General features: G+C 66.7%; 15 protein-coding genes and 1 pseudogene. 11 read left to right on the forward strand and 5 right to left on the reverse strand.

Annotated elements, in window-relative coordinates:
* Positions 1 to 10 precede the first annotated feature (10 nt).
* From CWS39_RS29985 to CWS39_RS03875, 7 genes are all read left to right on the forward strand, one after another.
* The gene (locus CWS39_RS29985; protein WP_255412952.1) at positions 11 to 133 is read left to right on the forward strand and encodes a hypothetical protein; all 123 of its coding nucleotides are present in this window, start codon (positions 11 to 13) and stop codon (positions 131 to 133) included.
* Positions 134 to 149: 16 nt separating this feature from the next.
* A complete protein-coding gene (locus CWS39_RS29435) occupies positions 150 to 890 on the forward strand; it encodes a GMC family oxidoreductase (RefSeq protein ID WP_233213348.1) in 741 nt (246 codons plus the stop codon).
* Between the two features lie 16 nt (positions 891 to 906).
* A complete protein-coding gene (locus tag CWS39_RS30140; protein ID WP_102141586.1) occupies positions 907 to 2,058 on the forward strand; it encodes a PucR family transcriptional regulator in 1,152 nt (383 codons plus the stop codon).
* Positions 2,059 to 2,299: 241 nt separating this feature from the next.
* Positions 2,300 to 3,124: a lysophospholipid acyltransferase family protein gene (locus tag CWS39_RS03860; RefSeq protein WP_102141734.1), complete on the forward strand. Its 825-nt coding sequence runs from the start codon at positions 2,300 to 2,302 to the stop codon at positions 3,122 to 3,124.
* Positions 3,125 to 3,130: 6 nt separating this feature from the next.
* A complete protein-coding gene (locus CWS39_RS03865) occupies positions 3,131 to 4,615 on the forward strand; it encodes a WS/DGAT/MGAT family O-acyltransferase (protein ID WP_102141587.1) in 1,485 nt (494 codons plus the stop codon).
* Entirely contained in the window at positions 4,612 to 6,090 is a 1,479-nt protein-coding gene (locus CWS39_RS03870) for a long-chain-fatty-acid--CoA ligase (protein ID WP_102141588.1), read from the forward strand. Before CWS39_RS03865 ends, CWS39_RS03870 begins: the two co-directional genes overlap by 4 nt.
* Positions 6,087 to 7,586: an aldehyde dehydrogenase family protein gene (locus CWS39_RS03875; RefSeq protein ID WP_102141589.1), complete on the forward strand. Its 1,500-nt coding sequence runs from the start codon at positions 6,087 to 6,089 to the stop codon at positions 7,584 to 7,586. Before CWS39_RS03870 ends, CWS39_RS03875 begins: the two co-directional genes overlap by 4 nt.
* A 24-nt stretch (positions 7,587 to 7,610) precedes the next feature.
* Here the strand turns inward: CWS39_RS03875 and CWS39_RS03880 are convergent, their stop codons facing one another.
* Together CWS39_RS03880 and CWS39_RS03885 are read right to left on the reverse strand one after the other, a co-directional pair.
* Entirely contained in the window at positions 7,611 to 8,591 is a 981-nt protein-coding gene (locus tag CWS39_RS03880; RefSeq protein ID WP_199177949.1) for an MOSC domain-containing protein, read from the reverse strand.
* Positions 8,588 to 9,113 (reverse strand): annotated as a pseudogene (locus CWS39_RS03885) (gamma carbonic anhydrase family protein). Before CWS39_RS03885 ends, CWS39_RS03880 begins: the two are co-directional and overlap by 4 nt.
* A gap of 131 nt (positions 9,114 to 9,244) precedes the next feature.
* Between CWS39_RS03885 and CWS39_RS03890 the strand changes: the two are divergent.
* Entirely contained in the window at positions 9,245 to 10,387 is a 1,143-nt protein-coding gene (locus CWS39_RS03890) for a 3-ketosteroid-9-alpha-monooxygenase, oxygenase component (protein ID WP_102141590.1), read from the forward strand.
* The gene (locus CWS39_RS03895) at positions 10,384 to 10,842 is read left to right on the forward strand and encodes a hypothetical protein (RefSeq protein ID WP_102141591.1); all 459 of its coding nucleotides are present in this window, start codon (positions 10,384 to 10,386) and stop codon (positions 10,840 to 10,842) included. The genes CWS39_RS03890 and CWS39_RS03895 overlap by 4 nt, the downstream gene beginning before the upstream one ends.
* 21 nt (positions 10,843 to 10,863) lie before the next feature.
* Here CWS39_RS03895 and CWS39_RS03900 read toward each other — a convergent pair whose 3' ends face one another.
* From CWS39_RS03900 to CWS39_RS03910, 3 genes are read right to left on the reverse strand one after another with little or no spacing between them, the layout of a single operon-like run.
* Entirely contained in the window at positions 10,864 to 12,006 is a 1,143-nt protein-coding gene (locus tag CWS39_RS03900; protein WP_102141592.1) for a sulfotransferase family protein, read from the reverse strand.
* Positions 12,003 to 12,776 carry an SDR family oxidoreductase gene (locus tag CWS39_RS03905; protein WP_102141593.1) on the reverse strand — a complete coding sequence of 258 codons (774 nt, stop codon included), beginning with the start codon at positions 12,774 to 12,776 and terminating at the stop codon, positions 12,003 to 12,005. Before CWS39_RS03905 ends, CWS39_RS03900 begins: the two co-directional genes overlap by 4 nt.
* A gap of 2 nt (positions 12,777 to 12,778) precedes the next feature.
* Positions 12,779 to 13,906, reverse strand: a complete 1,128-nt coding sequence (locus CWS39_RS03910) for a hypothetical protein (protein ID WP_102141736.1) — start codon at positions 13,904 to 13,906, stop codon at positions 12,779 to 12,781.
* 139 nt (positions 13,907 to 14,045) lie between these two features.
* Between CWS39_RS03910 and CWS39_RS03915 the strand changes: the two genes are divergently transcribed.
* Together CWS39_RS03915 and CWS39_RS03920 are read left to right on the forward strand one after the other, a co-directional pair.
* Complete coding sequence (locus tag CWS39_RS03915) at positions 14,046 to 14,978, forward strand: IclR family transcriptional regulator (protein WP_102141594.1); 933 nt, start codon at positions 14,046 to 14,048, stop codon at positions 14,976 to 14,978.
* Positions 14,979 to 15,185: 207 nt separating this feature from the next.
* Positions 15,186 to 18,296, forward strand: a complete 3,111-nt coding sequence (locus tag CWS39_RS03920) for a BTAD domain-containing putative transcriptional regulator (RefSeq protein ID WP_102141595.1) — start codon at positions 15,186 to 15,188, stop codon at positions 18,294 to 18,296.
* Positions 18,297 to 18,392: the final 96 nt, after the last annotated feature.

Below are 18,392 nucleotides of genomic sequence, written 5' to 3' on the forward strand. Positions count from 1 at the left end.
CTTTCTCGCCATGACTTACCTGGCCCCCTTCGCAGTTTTCCTCATGGTTCTGTTTCCGATTCTGCTGCCCGCCGCCATCACCGGGTTCCACACTGTTATCGACTGGCGCCGCAATGCGCAGGCGACGGCCTGACCGTCGATCGGAGTCGATGACCATGCAGATCAACCAGACACATCGCACCGTCCTGCGGGCCCTCGCGGAGACCGTCGTGCCGTCGATGCAGCGGCCGGAGGACCCGACGGGTTTCTGGTCCCTGTCCGGCAGCGACCTGAAAGCGAACCTCGCCGTCGAGCAAGCGCTGACGGGACTACCCGAGCAGCAGCGCGCGGGCCTGCTCGCGCTACTCGACGGACTGCACACACACGGATTCGCCGCCGCTTCGCCGGCGGAGCGTGAGCAGCTGATCAGCGGCGTCGCGCAGCTGGGTCCCGAGGCCGCCGCGGCGATGCACGCACTCGTCAACTATGCGCTCACCGACGAGGTCGACCAGCGCATCGCGCGCCGCTCGCTCGAGGCCCAGATCCGACTGCACGCCGCCGCCGGCGCACAAGAGATCGTGCCGTTCGCGGCTACTGCCCGGCGTTGGCGTGCGGGCGAGGACCTCGAGGCTTTCATCGCCGAGATGCAGTCTCTCCCACTGGGTGTCGGCGGGCACCGGCTGTTCTCCGCGCATCAGATGAGCAGTTGCCGCATGGGCACCGACCCGGCCACGTCCGTGGCAAACCCGTGGGGCGAACTGCACGACACGCCCGGCGTTTACATCGGCGACGCGAGCGCGCTGCCGACCGCCACGGGAGTGAACCCGATGATCTCGACGATGGCGATGGCGCACCGTACGGCAACCGCGATTGCCCAGACGGCGACAACGGCGGCGTCTGCTGTCCACTGAGAGGACTCCCAGGCGTATGGGGCCCGCGAGCAATGAGCGGTCCTGGGAAGCGCTGTTCGACGGGTTGCTGAATGAACAGCCCGCCATTGCCCGCCAAATCCGTGATGCCATCAAGGCGCGACTTTCGACATATCGGGACCTGCCCGACGGGGCCCTCGATAGCGAGGTCGGGCTTGAAGTCGAGCGGGTGCTGCGGTCCGCACGCGCCGGCCGTGCCGCGCTCGACGACACCGAAGTCGCCGAACTGGCCGCCATCGGCGAGGCGCGCGCACACCAGGGCGTTCCCGTGGCCGAAATGCTTCGCGCGTGGCGCATCGGCGTCGACGTCGTCGTCGGCTACGCGCGTGAGGTCGGCCGTCGCCTCGGCATCGAAGACGCCCAAGTGCTCGAATTCGTCCAGTCGACCCTCGCGTGGTCCGACGTCGCCATGGTGACGACGGCCGAGGCGCATCGCAAGGCAGAACTCGCCCGCGCGCTCTCAGAGGAGGAGGAACGCGCGGCGTTCGTGCGCGGCGCACTCTTCGGGACGATCGCGGCGGGCGAGCTTCGCGTTCGCGCCGAGGCGCATGGACTGGACCCGGCCGCTGAGTATGTTGCCGTGCGGGCGCGACTCGTTGAGAAGGTTCCGGCGCGCATGCAGGAGCAGGCACTGGGCTTTCAACTGCCAGGGCAACGCCGACGTGGTCTGGCCGCAACGATCGAAGGCGACATCGCCGGTTTCATGCTCGACCCGCCGCCCCGAGAAGTTGACGGTGTCATCGGGTTCGGCCCGCCGAGGTCGTTGGACCAACTGGCAGAGTCGTACCGTCTCGCGGCGCGCGCGTTGATGACCGCGGAGGCCTGTGGGCTTCGCGGCGCCCACGACCTCGCCTCGCTCGGCGTACGGGCGGCTGTGGCGATGGACAAAGACGTCGGCGAGCTGTTTGCGAAGCGCTACCTCGAGCCGCTGGCGTCGGGCGGCTCGGCAAGCGAACTGGTGGCGACGCTGCGGGCCTATCTGGCCTGTGGATTGCACGTGGAACGCACTGCCACCAGGCTGTTCGTCCACCAGAACACCGTGCGGTACCGGTTGACGCGCTTCGAAGAACTGACGGGTTCTAGTCTGCGCGACACCGACGTCCTCCTCGAACTTTGGTGGGCGCTCGAGTTCTCGGGCATGCGCTTGTAGTAATCACCAAACCGGGACGCGCGATCTGGGAATCGGCTCCGTAGTCGAACGCTTCGCGGCGGCGAATAGTTAACCGCAACGTTTTGAAATTGCGAACCACCTGGAGTTCTGAATGTCGACCATCGACAACCCCGCCCGTGTCCGCCGACTACGAGCCTTACGAGAGGAAGAAATGACCGCGACCACCAATGAGGCAACCGCGAAAGAGACTCGGGCACCGCAGGGTTGGCTGCAACAGCTGATGGCGCGCCGCATCGCCGATGCGATGACGTCCGACGGGCCCAACGAGCAGTTCATGCAGTACTTCCAGAACCCCGTCTGGAACTTCCTGTGCGACCACTACTTTCGGCTGGAGACCGACGGGTGGCACCGGGTCCCCGACGAGCCGTCCCTGGTGATCGGCATCCATTCCGGAGGCTCGCTGACGATGGACGCGTGGTCGCTGGTGCATTCCTGGTATCGCCATTTCGAGGGCCGCAGGATTCTGCACGGCACCGCGCACGACGTGCTGATGGCCGCGCCGGGCCTCGGCGACTACTTCAAGGCCGTCGGAGTGACACCCGCGTCCCGCAAGGGCGTGACCGCCGCTCTGGCCGCCGGCCGCGACGTGGTCGTTTGGCCCGGCGGCGAGCAGGACGCCATGCGCAACTGGCGCCACCGCGACAAGGCAATGCTGTTCGGCCGCAAGGGATTTGTCCGTCAAGCGATCCGTTCCGGTGTCCCGATCGTCCCGGTGGCGACCGTCGGTGGCCACGACCCCGTCTTCGTGCTCTCCGAGGGCCGATTCATCGCACGCTGGACGGGCCTGGGCAAGCGGCTGCGCGGCGCGACCATGCCCATCATCGCGGGCTTCCCGTTCCCACTCGCCGTGGAGATCCTGCCCGCGCACATCCCGCTGCCCGCGAAAATCCGCACCGAGATCCTCGACCCGATCCGGGTGGACACCGACCCGGAGCGCGCTGACGACAAGGTGTATGTCGACAAGATCTATCGCGAGGTCGAAGGCGCGATCCAGGACGGCATGGATCGGTTGGCCAAGCGTCGCAGCTTCCCGGTTTTCGGGTGAGCAGCAATGCATCAGCTCACCAGTGTCGACGCACAGTTCCTCGCCGCCGAAGACGGCCGCACCCACGGCCACGTCAGCGCACTGGGCATCTACGATCCCGCGACCGCGCCAGGCGGGGCGCTGACACTGGAGGCGGTGCGCGATGTCGTCGCCGAGCGGATCGCCCGGTTGGCGCCGTTCCGGTGGCGACTGGCGCCGGTGCCGTTCAACATCGACCACCCCTACTGGTTCGAAGACCCCGACTTCGACCTCGACTTCCATCTGCGGGAGTTGGCGCTGCCCGCGCCCGGTGACGACCGCCAACTCGCCGAGCAAGTGGCACGGCTGCATGCCCGGCCGCTGGACCGAGGACGTCCGCTCTGGGAGCTCTACCTCATCCAGGGCCTGGCCGGGGGTCGGGTTGCGGTGTTGACGAAGGTGCACCACGCCGCGGTCGACGGCGTGTCCGGCGGCGAACTGCTGTCGGTGTTGCTCGACCCCGACCCGACCGGTGCCACCTTTGAGCCGGTGAACGAGACGCGCCACGGCGAAGCGGTACCCGGCCAGGTCGGCCTGCTGCTGCGCGGGCTGTTCGGCGTCGCCCGGCAACCGCTGCGGGCGCTCGCGGGGGCGCCGCGTGCGCTCCCACACCTGGACCTCGTGCCCACGGTGCGCATGCTGCCCGGCATCGGACAGCTCGCCGCGGCCACTGGGCGGGTCACCCGGGTTCGCGGGGGCGACGGCGGCGTGCTGGAGCGAACAACGTTGCGGGCGCCGCGAACTCATTTCAACCGCCGCATCGGACCGCACCGCCGCTTCGCGTTCGCCTCGCTGCCGCTGGCCGACGTCAAGGCCGTCAAGAATGCGTTGGGCGTCACCGTCAACGACGTGGTGCTGGCGTTGAGCGCCGGGGCGCTGCGCCGGTGGCTGGCCGCCAACGACGACCTGCCGACCGACCCGCTGCTGGCGATGGTGCCGGTGTCGGTGCGCACCCCGGAAGAGGCAGGCACGTTCGGCAACCGGGTCTCGACGATGATCGTGCCGCTGCCCACCGACGAGCCCGACGCGCGGCAGCGAGTCGTCCGCGTCAACGACGTCATGCGCTCCGCCAAGAACCGCCACCACGCCACCCCGGCCACGCTGATGCAAGACGCCAACCACTTCATCCCCCCGGCCTTGCTGGCACGGGCCTCGCGTGTGGTCGGTCAGCTGGCGATCCGCGACCCGCTCGCACCGCCGATCAACGTCGTGATCTCCAACGTGCCGGGCTCACCCGCACCGCAGTTTCTCGCGGGTGCGCAACTACAGGCGCAGTACCCCGTGTCGATGATCATGGACGGCGTCGGGCTCAACCTCACCGTGCTGTCCTATCGCGACACGCTCGACATCGGTGTGGTCGGCGACCGCGATCTCGTCGCCGACGCCTGGTCGCTGATCGAACACCTCGAGGCCGAGCTGGCCGAACTGCACAGCCTCGTCGCACCAACCACTCCCTCAACGGAGGCAAAATGACCAACCTCGCCCTCAACCTGATCGACACCGCCCGTCGTCACCCCGACCGGGTGGCGCTGCGCCTCGACGAACTCGAGATGCCCTACACGGGCCTTGATGCCGCGAGCGCCCGCCTCGCCGGCCTGCTGGTAGCGCGCGGGCTGCAGCCCGGTGATCGGGTCGGCGTCATGCTGCCCAACGTTCCCTACTTCGCCGTCGCCTACTACGGCGTGCTGCGCGCGGGCGGCGTGGTCGTGCCGATGAACGTGCTGCTCAAGGAGCGCGAAACCGCCTTCTACCTGACCGACCCGCAGGCCAAGGCGGTCATCGCCTGGCATGAGTTCGCGCCGGCCGCCCAGGCGGGTGCTGCCGCCGCCGACGCCGACTGCATCGTGGTGACGCCGGGCGAGTTCGAGGAATTGATCGGCGCCGCAGAGCCTTTCGACGAACCCGTCGCCCGCGGCGACGACGACACCGCGGTGATCCTGTACACGTCGGGCACCACCGGGACGCCGAAGGGCGCCGAGCTGACCCACGCCAACCTGAGACGCAACGTCGCCACCATTGTCGAGATGCTGGACATCACCGCTGACGACGTGATCCTCGGGGCGCTTCCGCTGTTCCACGCGTTCGGCCAGACCGCCGGACTCAACGCCGCGGTCGCTGCCGGCGCGTGCCTGTCGCTCATCCCGCGATTCACCCCAGCGAAGGCACTGGAGATCGTCGAGCGCGACCGTGTCACGGTATTCGAAGGCGTCCCAACGATGTTCGCGGCGATGCTGCATTGTGACGAGCGACCCGACACCAGTTCGCTGCGGGTGTGCGTCTCGGGCGGGGCCGCAATGCCCGTCGAGGTGATGCGCGGTTTCGAGGACGCTTTCGGCTGCATGGTGCTCGAGGGATACGGCTTGAGCGAGACGTCGCCGGTGGCGTCGTTCAACCACCCCGACTCCGAGCGCAAACCGGGGTCGATCGGTACCCCGGTCGCGGGCGTCGAGATGAAGCTGCTCGAGCCCAACGAGGACGGTGTCGGCGAGATCGCCGTGCGCGGTCACAACGTGATGAAGGGCTACTGGAACCGACCCGACGCCACCGCTGCGGCAATCGATTCCGACGGCTGGTTCCGCACCGGTGACCTTGCCCGTGTCGACGACGAGGGTTATTACTACATTGTCGATCGCTCGAAGGACATGATCATCCGCGGCGGCTACAACGTGTACCCCCGCGAGATCGAGGAGGTCCTGTACGAGCATCCCGCGGTCCGCGAGGCTGCCGTCGTCGGCGTCCCCGACGACATGCTCGGCGAGGAAGTGGGCGCCGCGATCACGTTGACGCCCGGCTCGAATGCCGATGTGGCGGACATCCAAGCGTTCGTGAAGGATCGCGTCGCCGGCTACAAGTACCCCCGGCGGCTCTGGTTCGTCGACGAACTCCCCAAAGGCCCGACGGGCAAGATCCTCAAGCGCGACATCGCGATTCCGGTGGAGGCACCATGACAACGCAAACGCACATCGCCGTCGAGAACCCCGCCACCGGCGAGGTGATCGGGCACGTCGACGACATGACGGCTCAAGAGGTCGGCGAACTCGCCCGTCGTGCCCGCGCCGCCCAGCCCGGCTGGGAGGCAATGGGTTTCGATGGCCGCGCACGGATCTTGAAGCGGATGCAGCGGTGGCTGACCGACAACGCCGACAAGGTGATCACCACGATCTGCGCGGAGACAGGCAAGGCATACGAGGACGCTCAGATCGCCGAACTCTCCTACGGTGCAGCGGCGTTCGGCTTCTGGGCCGACAAGGCGCCCAAATACCTCGCCGACGAACGGATCCGGTCCTCCGCGATTTTCGTCAAGGGCAAGCGCCTGGTGCTGCGGTACCGGCCGGTCGGCGTCGTCGGCGTCATCGGCCCGTGGAACTACCCGCTGACCAACTCGTTCGGCGACTGCATCCCGGCACTCGCCGCAGGCAACAGCGTCATCCTCAAGCCGTCCGAGATCACCCCGCTGACGTCGCTGTTGCTCGCGGAGGGGCTCGCCGAGTGCGGCCTGCCCGACGACGTGTTCGCGGTGGCGACGGGGTGCGGGCCGACCGGCGCGGCCGTCCTCGACGAGGTCGACATGATCATGTTCACCGGGTCGACGGCGACCGGCCGCAAGGTGGCCATGCGGGCCGCCGAGCGGCTGATCCCCGCCTCGCTGGAGCTCGGCGGCAAGGACCCGATGATCGTGCTCGCCGACGCCAACATCGAGCGCGCCGCCAACCACGCGGCGTATTACTCGATGTTCAACTGCGGCCAGACCTGCATCTCCATCGAGCGCTGCTACGTCGAGGCGCCGGTCTACGACGACTTCGTCGCCCGCGTCACCGAGAAGGTGCGCGCGATCCGCCAGGGGGTACCGGCAGGCCCCGGCAGCATCGACGTCGGATCGCTGACCTTCCCGCCGCAAGTCGACACAGTGGAACGCCATGTCGATGAGGCACGCGATCGCGGCGCGACGGTGCTGACCGGCGGCCACCGGGGACCCGACAAAGGGTACTGGTACGAGCCGACGGTGCTCGTCGGCGTCGATCACGACATGGCCTGCATGCGGGAGGAGACGTTCGGCCCGACGCTGCCGATCATGAAGGTCGCCGACGCCGAGGAGGCGATCCGGATGGCCAATGACTCCGAGTACGGGCTTTCCGCTGCGGTGTTCTCCCGCGACCTGAAGCGCGGCGAGGCCGTAGCGCGGCGGCTCAACGCCGGCGCGGTCACGGTCAATGACGCGTTGATCAACTACACCGCGCTCGAGCTGCCCATGGGCGGCGCCAAGCCGGGCTCCGGAGTGGGCCACCGCCACGGCCCCGGCGGGATCCGAAAGTACTGTCGCCAGCAGTCGCTGCTCATCTCGCGGTTCAATCCTCGCCGCGACATTCACATGCATCCCTACAAGGCGACGCGAACCCGGCTGCTGGGGCGACTACTGGCGATTCTGAACCGCGGAGTTTCCTGACCCAACTCATGGATCGGGATCTCGTCACCGTCGTGTCAGACGATCCGCGGCCGAGGTTGCCATGCGGAACGCGAGCCGCTTGGAGCGCCGCGCAACGTCGGCCAAGGGTCCCTGCCGCTGCTGTCTGACAGCAACGGCGTCGCCGACCGTGACACGGCCCGCGCTCTCGACGTCGCAGTACACGCCGAGGCAGCGTTGCGCCTTGGCGGCCACCGCACGAGTCACTCGACGGTCGACCTCGATGCCCGGTTGCGCGCGGCTGGGCACGACGCAGCGGATCGTCGGCATGACGACGTCAAGCACCACCCCGCCCACTGTGAGACGCGCACCCGTCCATCCGGACTCCGGAAGGTCTTCGTCGGAATCATCAAGCGCCAGCAGTACATTCGGGCGGAAGCGACGTGGATCCAACTCGGTGCCGATCTCTGCTCCGATCGTCGCCAGGCTGGTCTGGCTCAGCACGTGGACGGGAGCGAGGTCGACAAACATGCCCGGCGGCGTGGAGTAGCGGGCGAACATCGCCATGTCGGACATCCGAAACATCGAGATGTCGGGAAACTTCTCTTCATCGGTGACCCCGAAGTCCCTGCGCAACGACGTCACCGACGTGTTGGCGCGTTCCGCGCGACTCAGCCGGTGCAGGCTGGTGTCGTCGACCGGCGGCAGTGCGGTCAATCGGACCGTGCGGCCGGCGAGTTGGGAAAGCCTGGCGTGCACGGCGTCGTCGCGGCTGGACACGACCGCGCCGTCGGGGAACGTGATCTCGACCTCCGGCGAATTGCCCGGCCCTGCGTCCGGCGGAGCTTCGCCGACATAGCGGGCGGTCGCGGTGAGCAACGCGGGTATGCGGCGAGCCGACGTGGTGACGTCGCGTTCCACGTCGCGCACCGCCCACAGTCGATCGCCCAGCACGCCGCGCGGCCCGATCGTCGCCTGTTCGATCGGCTCGCCGCCCAGCGACTTGACCGGATAGCGCCACAAAGCCGCGACTCGCCCGCCCGTCATAGCTGCTCGAGTCCCGTCATGTACCGACGCGCCAGATCCTGGTAGGCGCCCGGGTTGGTGTTCACCCACATCTCGGCGCCGGTGCCTGCGACCGGGCCACGCACCTTCGCGGGCGCGCCGGTCACCACCACCTCGTCGGGAATCTTGGTGCCGCCGACCACCAGCGAATGCGCGGCAATCAGACTGCGCGCGCCGATCACCGCGCCGTCGAGCACCGTGCAGTGGTTCGCGAGCACCGCCTCCGCGCCGATGTGCACCCCGTGCACCACACAGCCGTGCGGCGACGGTGGCACCCGGCCCGACGTCGACCGGGATACCCGGTGGGGCGTGCAGCACACAGCAATCCTGCACGTTGGCGCCCTGCCGGACGATGATCGGCGCGAAATCGGCGCGGATGACCGCGTTGAACCACACCGAGGCGCCCGCCTCGACGTGCACATCGCCGACCAGCGTGGCGGTGGGGGCGACGAACGCGCCGGGATCGATCGTCGGGGATCGGCCCTCGAATGAGTACAACGGCATCGTCTGGTTATACCGCAGTTGGCTAGCGATAAGTGCTCGCGCGAAGAGGCGGATTACCTGCTTGGATTGCGCCTCGGGAGGGAAAAACTGTAACGTGTTCTAGTTAGGGACACAGAAACGGGAGGCCCACCGTGACTACCGAAACAGCAGGCATCCGCGAGATCGACACCGGCGCCCTACCCGACCGGTACGCCCGAGGCTGGCACTGCCTGGGGCCCGTCAAGGAGTTCCTGGACGGTAAACCGCACGGCGTCGAGATCTTCGGCACCATGCTCGTGGTGTTCGCCGACTCGCAGGATGAGCTGCACGTGCTCGACGGCTACTGCCGGCACATGGGCGGCAATCTCGCCCAGGGCACCATCAAGGGCGACGAGGTGGCCTGTCCGTTCCACGACTGGCGCTGGGGCGGCGACGGCAAGTGCAAGTTGGTGCCCTACGCCAAGCGCACGCCGCGGCTCGCACGGACTCGGTCGTGGCACACCGACGTGCGCGGTGGTCTGCTGTTCGTGTGGCACGACCACGAGGGCAACCCTCCGCAGCCTGAGGTGCGCATCCCCGAGATTCCGGAGTTCGAAAACCCGGAGTGGACGGACTGGAAGTGGAATCGGATGTTGATCGAGGGCAGCAACTGCCGCGAGATCATCGACAACGTCACCGATATGGCGCACTTCTTCTACATCCATTTCGGTCTGCCCACGTACTTCAAGAACGTCTTCGAGGGCCACATCGCGTCGCAGTACCTGCACAACGTCGGCAGGCCGGATGTCAACGATCTCGGCACCTCCTACGGCGAGGCGCATCTGGATTCGGAGGCTTCGTATTTCGGGCCGTCGTTCATGATCAACTGGCTGCACAACAATTACGGCGGCTACAAGGCCGAGTCGATCCTGATCAACTGCCATTACCCCGTCACGCAGGATTCGTTCGTACTGCAGTGGGGCGTGATCGTCGAGAAGCCAAAGGGATTGGACGAGGCGACGACGGAGAAGCTGGCGACGACGTTCACCGAAGGCGTCAGCAAGGGCTTCCTGCAGGACGTCGAGATCTGGAAGCACAAGACGCGCATCGACAATCCGCTGCTGGTCGAGGAGGACGGCGCGGTCTATCAGATGCGACGGTGGTATCAGCAGTTCTACGTCGACGTCGCCGACATCACACCCGATATGACGGACCGCTTCGAGATGGAAGTCGACACCACGGCCGCCAACGAGAAGTGGCACATCGAGGTCGAGGAAAACCTCAGGCGTCAGAAGGCAGAGCAGTCCAGCACATGAGCGCATGGCGGGAGCAGCCCGACGTCGACCAGTTGGCGAGGTCGATGCTGATCCTGCATGGCGCCCACGACGACGAGGACACTCCCGCCGCCGAGCCCGGACGTCGATCGTGGTCCAAGGCACCGGATTTCGCGTCGGATCCCGACCGCGCTGCCGCTGTCCGAGAGGCCACCGCACGCGACCGCGAGCGGTATCTGACCGCGGGGCTCGTGCCGGTGGACTGCCGGTTCTGCCATGTGACCGTCGGCGTCAAGAAGCTCGGCCCGGCGCACACCTCGGTGCAGTGGAATACCGAAGCGTCGCAGCGGTGCGCGTATTTCGACGAGGTTCGTAAATCCGGCGGTGATTCCGCCCGCATCCGCGCCTGCCCGCGATTGGCCGACAGCATCAAACATGCGGTCGCCGAAGGGTGTTTGGAGGAAGTGTCGTCGGCGCCCGCGCCGGGCGACGGCTGACGCTCGTTACGAGAGCAGATGTCAGGAGAGGCCCTTGAACCGCTCCTTGACCACCTCCGCGGCCAGCCCGTAGTCCGCGAGCGAGTAGGTGTGCTTTGGCGCGCGGGGGCCCCGTTGGCTGGCGGCGTAACTATCGGCGATCGCGGCGCGCGCGGCATCGGTGTACGGCAAGCCGAAGTGACGGTAGATGCGCTCCACCTCGGCGACGGGGTCATTGATGAACTCGAAATAGTCCATGTCGTAGAACTGTGCCGGATCTTGTTTGGCCCGTTCGGCGTTGAACCGCTCCAGACCGCGTGACCAGGTTTCCAGCGCGTCCTGCCCGATCTGCGCGCCGACGAACTTGTTCGACCACCCCGCGGTGGTGTGTTCGGACAGCGAGCACATCGACGCCATGATCGTCTCGGCCGGCCGGTGGCATTGGATCACCAGCGCGTCGGGGTACACAGTGAACAGCGCATCGAGCGCGAACAGATGACTGGGATTCTTGAGCACCCAACGCTTTTCGGCGTCGTTCAATCCGATCAGCTGCAGGTTGCGGCGGTGCCGCCGATACGACGGCGTCCAGTCCTGCTGCGCCAGCCACTGCGCGTAGGTCGGCACATGCGCCAGCGTCTCGTAGGACAACGAATGCAGCGACTGGCGCAGCAGCTGCCAGCACTCTTCGACCTCGTCGGCGGTCATGTAATGCAGGCCGGTGTAGTCGGGATTCTCTTCGTGCGCCTTTTTGAACCGCGCGTCGAGTTCGGCGTATACCGGGTTGGACTCCCACGTTTCGCGCGGCGGTCGGGGCTGAGGGAATTCGGCCAGCCACAGCTCTAGGCCCTGGTGAGCGGGGTCGGCGCAGAGCAGCCGGTGCAGCACTGTGGTGCCGGTGCGGGGCAGCCCGGTGACGAAGATCGGTCGCTCGATCGCCACGTCGGCATACTGCGGGTACTGCTTCCACGACGCCTCCGACAGCAGCCGGGCCACCAACGCGTTGCGCAGGAAGAACCTCGACATCTTGCTGCCAAGTTCGGTGAGGTCCTCGTCACGCTGGTACGACTCGAGCAGCACGCCGAGCGCCTCGCGGTAGTTGTCGTCGTCGGGGCCGAAATCGTCGAGGCCGCAGGCCTTGGTGGCCGAGGCGTGTAAATCCTCGACAGTGCCGACGTTGGTTCTCACGCCTTGTACTCCCCGCAGTTCACATCCAGCGTCTGGCCGGTGATGCCGCTGGACAGGTCGCTGGCCATGAACAGGATCGCTGACGCGACCTCGTCCTCGGTCGGTAGCCGCTTGAGATCGGACTGTGCGGCCGTCGCTTTGTAGATCTCCTCGACGGTCGTCCCGTACTTTCCGGCCTGGTGGCTGAAGTAACTCTTCAGTGTGTCGCCCCAGATATAGCCCGGCACAACCGAATTCACTCTGATGCCCTGTTCACCGAGTTCGGTGGCCAGCGACTGCGACATCGCCAGCAGCGCCGACTTGGCCATCTTGTACGCCCCATACTTGGCCTGCGAATGCCGGATCACCATGGAGTTGACGTTGACCACCGAGCCCTTGGATTCGGCGAGCGCCGGTGTGAAGCTCTGCGTCAATCGCAATGCGCCGAGCACGGTCAGCTCGATCGCTTCCCGGATGTGCTCGAAAGTGGTGTTGGCCAACGGTTTCATCGACGGCACCCGAAACGCGTTGTTGATCAGCACGTCGACCTTGCCGTACGCCTCCAACGACTGCTGCACCAGATTGGCCACCTGCGCCTCATCGGTGATGTCGGTGCCCACCGCCACCGCACGCCGACCCAGCCCGGTGATCTGCTTGGCGACGTCGTCCAGCCGTTCCACCGTCCGCGCGGCCAGCACCAGGTCGGCGCCCGCCTCGGCGCAGCGTCGCGCCAGCGTCGTACCCAGGGCAGGGCCCACGCCGCTGATCACGACGACTTTGTTCTCCAGCATGTCTACCCCACCATCCTGTTGGCGATCTGCAACTGGCGCTGGGCAATTCGCTTCCGCCAGTCGTCTTCGGAGATCTTGTTGGACTCGTAGTACGGCAGCGATGCGGGGAGCTTGTCGAAGTCGACGAGCTCAACCGTCGGCCCGTCGGCCTCGGTGAGCGCGCGCGATACCCGCTGCCAGCGGAACTGCAGAAAGCCCTTGCGGTGTCCCAACGTCTCGCACCAGTTGGTGACGCCCGGATTGCGGTCGGATACCACGATGCGGATCTTGCCGTCCGGATCTGCTTGGGCCTGCGTGGCGTTCAGCGACGTCTGGTGGTTGATGTAGTCCAGCGAGATGTACCACAGGCTTCCGAGCTGGAAGCCCAGATACGGCGCGTCGGTCACCGGCAGCGTGATGACCAGCGCCTGATCATCGGCAAGCTCGTAGTGGCCTGCCGACGAATACTGCGTCGCCAGACCACCCGGTGTCAGCCGCGGCGCCACCATGGTGTTTACCGGGATGTTGAAGTAGAACCACTGCGGGAACTGAAGCCACGTTTTGACGCGTTGGACCAGTTGCTTACCCGCTGTGGCATAACGCTTTTCGATCGTCGTGCGACTCAGTGGCGGCGGTGCGGTGCCGGCGGTGTCGACGCGCTGGATGGCCAGCGTTCCGCGCTGCGCCGACCAGTCGTTGTAGACCTCGCGGATCACCAACTGCGACGGGCCCGTGGGGGTGAACCGCCACTCGAACGTGCCGTCGGCGGCGACGTCGAGTTCGCGGTCGTCGAAGGCCGCTTCACTGACGGGCACCCCCTCGTCGGTGTACTCACCGCCGAGCAACTGAAAGCTCAGGTCCGTTGTCGTGCCGCGCCTACCCGTCACCACGTACTCGTGGCCGCCAAGGACGCGGGTGCCGAAGTACAGCGTGTCCGGGTTGTCCAGGCCCATTTTGGTGAATGGCCCGGTACCGCTCTGCAGGAACGGGTGGTCGCGCTCGTAGTCGAAAGCCAAATGGGTGCACGCGGCGATGCCCCCCGCCAGATACTGCAGACCCTCCAGCAGGTCGGCTTCGGATTCGATGAACGGAGCGGCCTTGACCAGCTCCTCGGCCTCGGCGATCGCCTCGGTCAGCGGTTGTGAGAACATCGACACATCCCTTCGCGGTTCAATATTGGACCGCATCGGTAGAGATTCTGAAAAAAGACTAGAACGTGTTCTAGCTCGCGTCAACGCCGTCGACGACGCATATCGGTCCATATCTGGAACACACAGGTACAATTTTGCAATGCCAACGGAGTCGTCCCGTGCGTCACCACCCACCGCGCGGGTGGTGACGATCCTGGACTTCCTCGCCCGCCATCCCCATGAGCAGTTCGGCCTCTCCGAGCTCGCCCGCCGCGTCGACCTGAGCAAGCCGACGTGCCTGGGCATCGTGACGACGTTGACCGACGCCGGCTATCTGGTGCGCGACGCCCGCGATAAGACCTACCGGCTGGGGCCTGCGCTCATCGCGCTCGGGCACACCGCCCAGGAGTCGATGCGCGTCAGTCCCGCGGCCCGTGAGGAGCTGCATCGGCTATCGACGACGTTCTCGACCACCGCGGCGCTGTCGGCCGTCGTCGACGACCGCATCACGCTGCTGGAGGTCGTCGCCCCACCTGAGGTGAAGCCGGCGGTGCGCGTCGGACAGAGTTATCCGTTCGCCCCGCCGGTGGGCCTGATGTTCGTGCTGTGGGACGACCGCGCACTGCACGATTGGCTGTCGAAGGAGCCGACCATCCCGCTGCGCACCGACTCCGAACGCCTCGACCGCGTGATCGCGGCGTGCCGCGCGGATGGGTATCTGGTCGAACGCCTGACGCCAGGCGGCCGTCGGCTGTACTCGCTGATGGCCGGGATGTCGAGCAACCTGCCCGACGAATTGCGGGCGCTGCTTGGCGAACTGGTGTCCGACATCGGCGAGCGGGTCTATCTGCGCGACGAGAACGGTTCGGGCGGGCGCAGACGCCAGGACATCAGCGTGATCTCCGCGCCCGTGTACGACCTCTATCAGCGCCAGGTCATGGTGGCGTCGATGCACATCGGAAAAGCCTTGACTGACAACGAGACGGCCGACCGCGCCCGCGCGTTGGTAGCAACGGCGGACGCGGTGACCAAACAACTGGGCGGCGTGAAACCCGAACGAGACCCAGGTAGACGTCAGTCAGCGCCTCGGTGATCGGGGTGGGCGCCACCTCGACGCGGCACTGGTGGCCGCTCCCGAAGGCGTAACCGATGGCCGGGGAAGGCTAAAACAAGCCCCCGGTACGCCGCTGGACCGAGGGATCATTTTGATGACGTGGCCGAAACCACATGTCCACGATCTGCGTCGGGCCTGGCCGTGGCACGGATACGCTGACCTGGTGAAACTCGGCGGAGCGGCGGTGTGAGCGGACGACCATCCTTCGGGATACTCGGACCCCTCGCCGCGAGCGGAGGCTCCGGGCAACCGCTGAGTCTCAGCGGCCGCAAGCAGCGCGAATTGCTGGCGGTGCTGTTGCTCAACCCGAACAAGGTGCTGCCTTCGAGCCGCATCGCCGACGCGCTGTGGGGAGGACAGCCGCCGCCCAGCGCCGACGTCACGCTTCGCACGCATGTCTCACGGCTTCGCTCGCGGTTGGCGACCATCGGCGCGCACGACGCCCTGGTGACTCGCCCGTCCGGATACGGGTTGTTCGTGCATGACGACCAGATCGATGCAGCACAGTTCGAACATCTTCTCGGGCTCGGACAGCAGGCGGTGCGTCGCAGTGAGCCGGCACGCGCGGCGCAATTGCTCATGAAAGCGCTGGAGCTATGGCGCGGCGGCGTTCTCGAAGACCTTGGGCCGCCCGAGTTCGCGGAAGCGGAGGTCGCGCGTCTTGACGAATTGCGACTTGTGGCGCTGGAGTACCACGTCGACGCGGAACTGGCGTTGGGCAAGCATCTTTCGGTGGTCCCGCAGCTCGAACGCGTGGTCGCCGATCATCCCTTCCGCGAGCGGCCGCACTGCCAACTCATGGTGGCGCTGTACCGGTCCGGCCGGCAGGCCGACGCGCTTGCTGTCGGGGCGGCTGTGCGTCGGCGCCTCGCCGATGAGCTCGGCGTCGACCCCGGCCCCGAGCTGCGGGACCTGGAGAACGCGATTCTGCGCCAGGATCCATCGCTGACGGCCGCGGGCGGGAAACGTGTCGATACGCCGCCTGCCGCGTCGACGAAGTACCGTCCGCCGACCCCAACACGGGCCCTGGTTCGACGCGCCCGCTTGATCGACCCGTTGCGCGCCGGCGGTCGCCGGCGGTTGATTTTGATCCACGGTCCGGCGGGCTTCGGCAAGACGACGCTGGCCGTGCAGTGGCGCGCCGGGCTCATCGAGGAGGGCACCTCGGTGGCATGGCTGACCATCGACGACGAAGACAACAACGTCGTGTGGCTGCTTGCACACCTCGTAGAGGCGATACGCGTGGTGCGGCCGGTGCCGTCGGACGAGCTGCAGCACGCTCTCGAGGAGCGGGGCGCGGCGGCGCAGCGTTACGTGCTGACGACTCTGATCAACGAGATAGACCGCGGCGCCAAGCCGGTTTCCGTCGTGCTCGATGACTGGCACCGAGTGACCGACGCCGCATCGATTGGTGCGCTGGCCTACCTGCTCGACCACGGCGGCCCGCACCTTCAGGTGATCGCCACCAGTCGCAGTCGGTCGAATCTGCCGATCGGCAGGATGCGGGTACGCGACGAGCTGGTTGAAATCGACGCGGCGACTTTGCGTTTCGATACGTCCGAGGCGCGAGCTTTTCTCGTCGACCTCGGCGGACTTCGTCTGGACGACACAGCTGTGGCCAACCTGGAGCAGACGACCGGCGGGTGGATCGCGGCTCTTCAGCTCGCGTCACTGTCCCTGCGAGACTGCAGCGATCCCGCCACATTGATCAGCGATATGTCCGGTCGCCACCGCCCAATCGGGGAGTACCTGGCAGAGAACGTGCTCGATGCGCTCGATCCGGCGATGCTCGACTTCCTGATGGCCACGTCGATCACCGAGCGGGTTACGGCTGAGCTGGCGGCTGCGCTGGCCGGTGTCAGCAACGGGCGGGCGCTGCTCGAGGAGGCGGAGGACCGCAATCTCTTCCTTCGTCGGCTCGACAGCGAAGGAAGCTGGTTTCAGTACCACCACCTGTTCGCGGAGTTCTTACAGCGTCGGCTCGAGCGAGACCATCCCGAGCGGGTCACTCGGCTGCATGCCACCGCATCCCGGTGGTTCGCCAAACATGAGCTGCTCCGTGAGGCCGTCGACCACGCGACGGCGGCCGGCGAGGCGGAACAAGCGGTCGAACTGATCGAGCTGCACGGCGTCGATTTGATCCGGCAGGCGAAAGTGTCGACATTCCGCGCGCTCATCTCCAAGCTGCCGACGCACATGGTGAAGCGCAGACCGCGACTGCAACTCACTGTCGCCTGGGCCAACGCGATGCTGCAGCAGCCCGTGGCGGCGCACGCCGCGCTGGACGGTTTCGAGGCCACAGCTGGGCATGACCGGGTGTCCGAGGTCGGCCTTCGTGGCGCGCGGCTCGAGGCCAACGTCCTTCGCGCGATGCTCAACAGCTGGGCCGACCGCACGACCCGGGTCGAGGAGCTCGTCGCCGAGTGCCTGTCAAGGCCCGAGTCAGCACCACCCTTTCTCGTCAGCGTCGCCGCGAATGTTGCCTCGTTCGTTGCGATTTGGCGGTTCGATTTCGCCGCTGCCGTCCGGTGGCAACTCTGGGCGGCGCCCTACCACCAAACGGAGAATCCCTTCAGCCGGATTTACGGGCACTGCCTGGCCGGTATGGCAGCACGCGAGCAACTCGACGTCGACGAGGCCGAGCGCCGCTTCCGCGAGGCACTGGCGATGGCAGAGCAATACGGAGGCATCCGCCATTCGGATGCCGCACTTCTTCCCGGCGCACTTCTCGGCGAACTGTTGTACGAGCGAGGCGATGTGGACGAAGCCGACCGGCTGCTCGACGAGAGTTACGAGTTCGGCTCGGCGGGCGGCACGGTCGAATTCCTGATCCTGCGCCATGCGGTGGCTGCGCGCGTCAAGGCGGCGCGCGGCGACCGCGAAACCGCCGCCGCCCGACTCGAGGAAGGTGCGCGTGTCGCGGCGACGCTACAGCTGCCAAGGCTGCGAGCCCACATCGACAATGAAAGGTGGCGGCTGGGACTGCCGGTTGTCGGCCGCATCGAGTACGACCCACTTCCAGATGGCGGATTGGGCGAGGCGACGGCTCAGCTTCGGGACGAGGCAGAGATCCGGAAGCTGTTCGCATCGCAGCCCGATCTGGCCTTGACACGCACCGAAGCCTGGGTGCAAAGACTGCAACCTCAAGGTCGCCCGCGCGCGTTGCTGCAAGCGAACCGTCTACTGGTCACCGCCCTGCGCGCCGCGGGGTGCACCGATGAAGCGAAACGGCTGCTCGACGCGCTCGAGGCGCAGTGCGCCGAACTCGGAATGCACCGCTATTTGCTCGACGGCTGACGCCTGCGCAACGGCGCTTCAACGGATCTGCAACACCGATTCGCGACGGTAGATCTCGTCACGTCAACACGGCGTTTGCGGGGGAAGCGGCCGGCT

This window comes from Mycobacterium hubeiense, assembly GCF_002838065.1.
Taxonomy (GTDB): Bacteria; Actinomycetota; Actinomycetes; order Mycobacteriales; family Mycobacteriaceae; genus Mycobacterium; species Mycobacterium hubeiense.

Bases quoted from the DNA above. Each gene is read 5' to 3' on its own strand.
- CWS39_RS29985 (WP_255412952.1), top strand. From the start codon at position 11: ATGACTTACCTGGCCCCCTTCGCAGTTTTCCTCATGGTTCTGTTTCCG.
- CWS39_RS29435 (WP_233213348.1), top strand. From the start codon at position 150: ATGACCATGCAGATCAACCAGACACATCGCACCGTCCTGCGGGCCCTC.
- CWS39_RS30140 (WP_102141586.1), top strand. From the start codon at position 907: ATGGGGCCCGCGAGCAATGAGCGGTCCTGGGAAGCGCTGTTCGACGGG.
- CWS39_RS03860 (WP_102141734.1), top strand. From the start codon at position 2,300: ATGGCGCGCCGCATCGCCGATGCGATGACGTCCGACGGGCCCAACGAG.
- CWS39_RS03865 (WP_102141587.1), top strand. From the start codon at position 3,131: ATGCATCAGCTCACCAGTGTCGACGCACAGTTCCTCGCCGCCGAAGAC.
- CWS39_RS03870 (WP_102141588.1), top strand. From the start codon at position 4,612: ATGACCAACCTCGCCCTCAACCTGATCGACACCGCCCGTCGTCACCCC.
- CWS39_RS03875 (WP_102141589.1), top strand. From the start codon at position 6,087: ATGACAACGCAAACGCACATCGCCGTCGAGAACCCCGCCACCGGCGAG.
- CWS39_RS03880 (WP_199177949.1), bottom strand. From the start codon at position 8,591: ATGACGGGCGGGCGAGTCGCGGCTTTGTGGCGCTATCCGGTCAAGTCG.
- CWS39_RS03895 (WP_102141591.1), top strand. From the start codon at position 10,384: ATGAGCGCATGGCGGGAGCAGCCCGACGTCGACCAGTTGGCGAGGTCG.
- CWS39_RS03905 (WP_102141593.1), bottom strand. From the start codon at position 12,776: ATGCTGGAGAACAAAGTCGTCGTGATCAGCGGCGTGGGCCCTGCCCTG.
- CWS39_RS03910 (WP_102141736.1), bottom strand. From the start codon at position 13,906: ATGTTCTCACAACCGCTGACCGAGGCGATCGCCGAGGCCGAGGAGCTG.
- CWS39_RS03915 (WP_102141594.1), top strand. From the start codon at position 14,046: ATGCCAACGGAGTCGTCCCGTGCGTCACCACCCACCGCGCGGGTGGTG.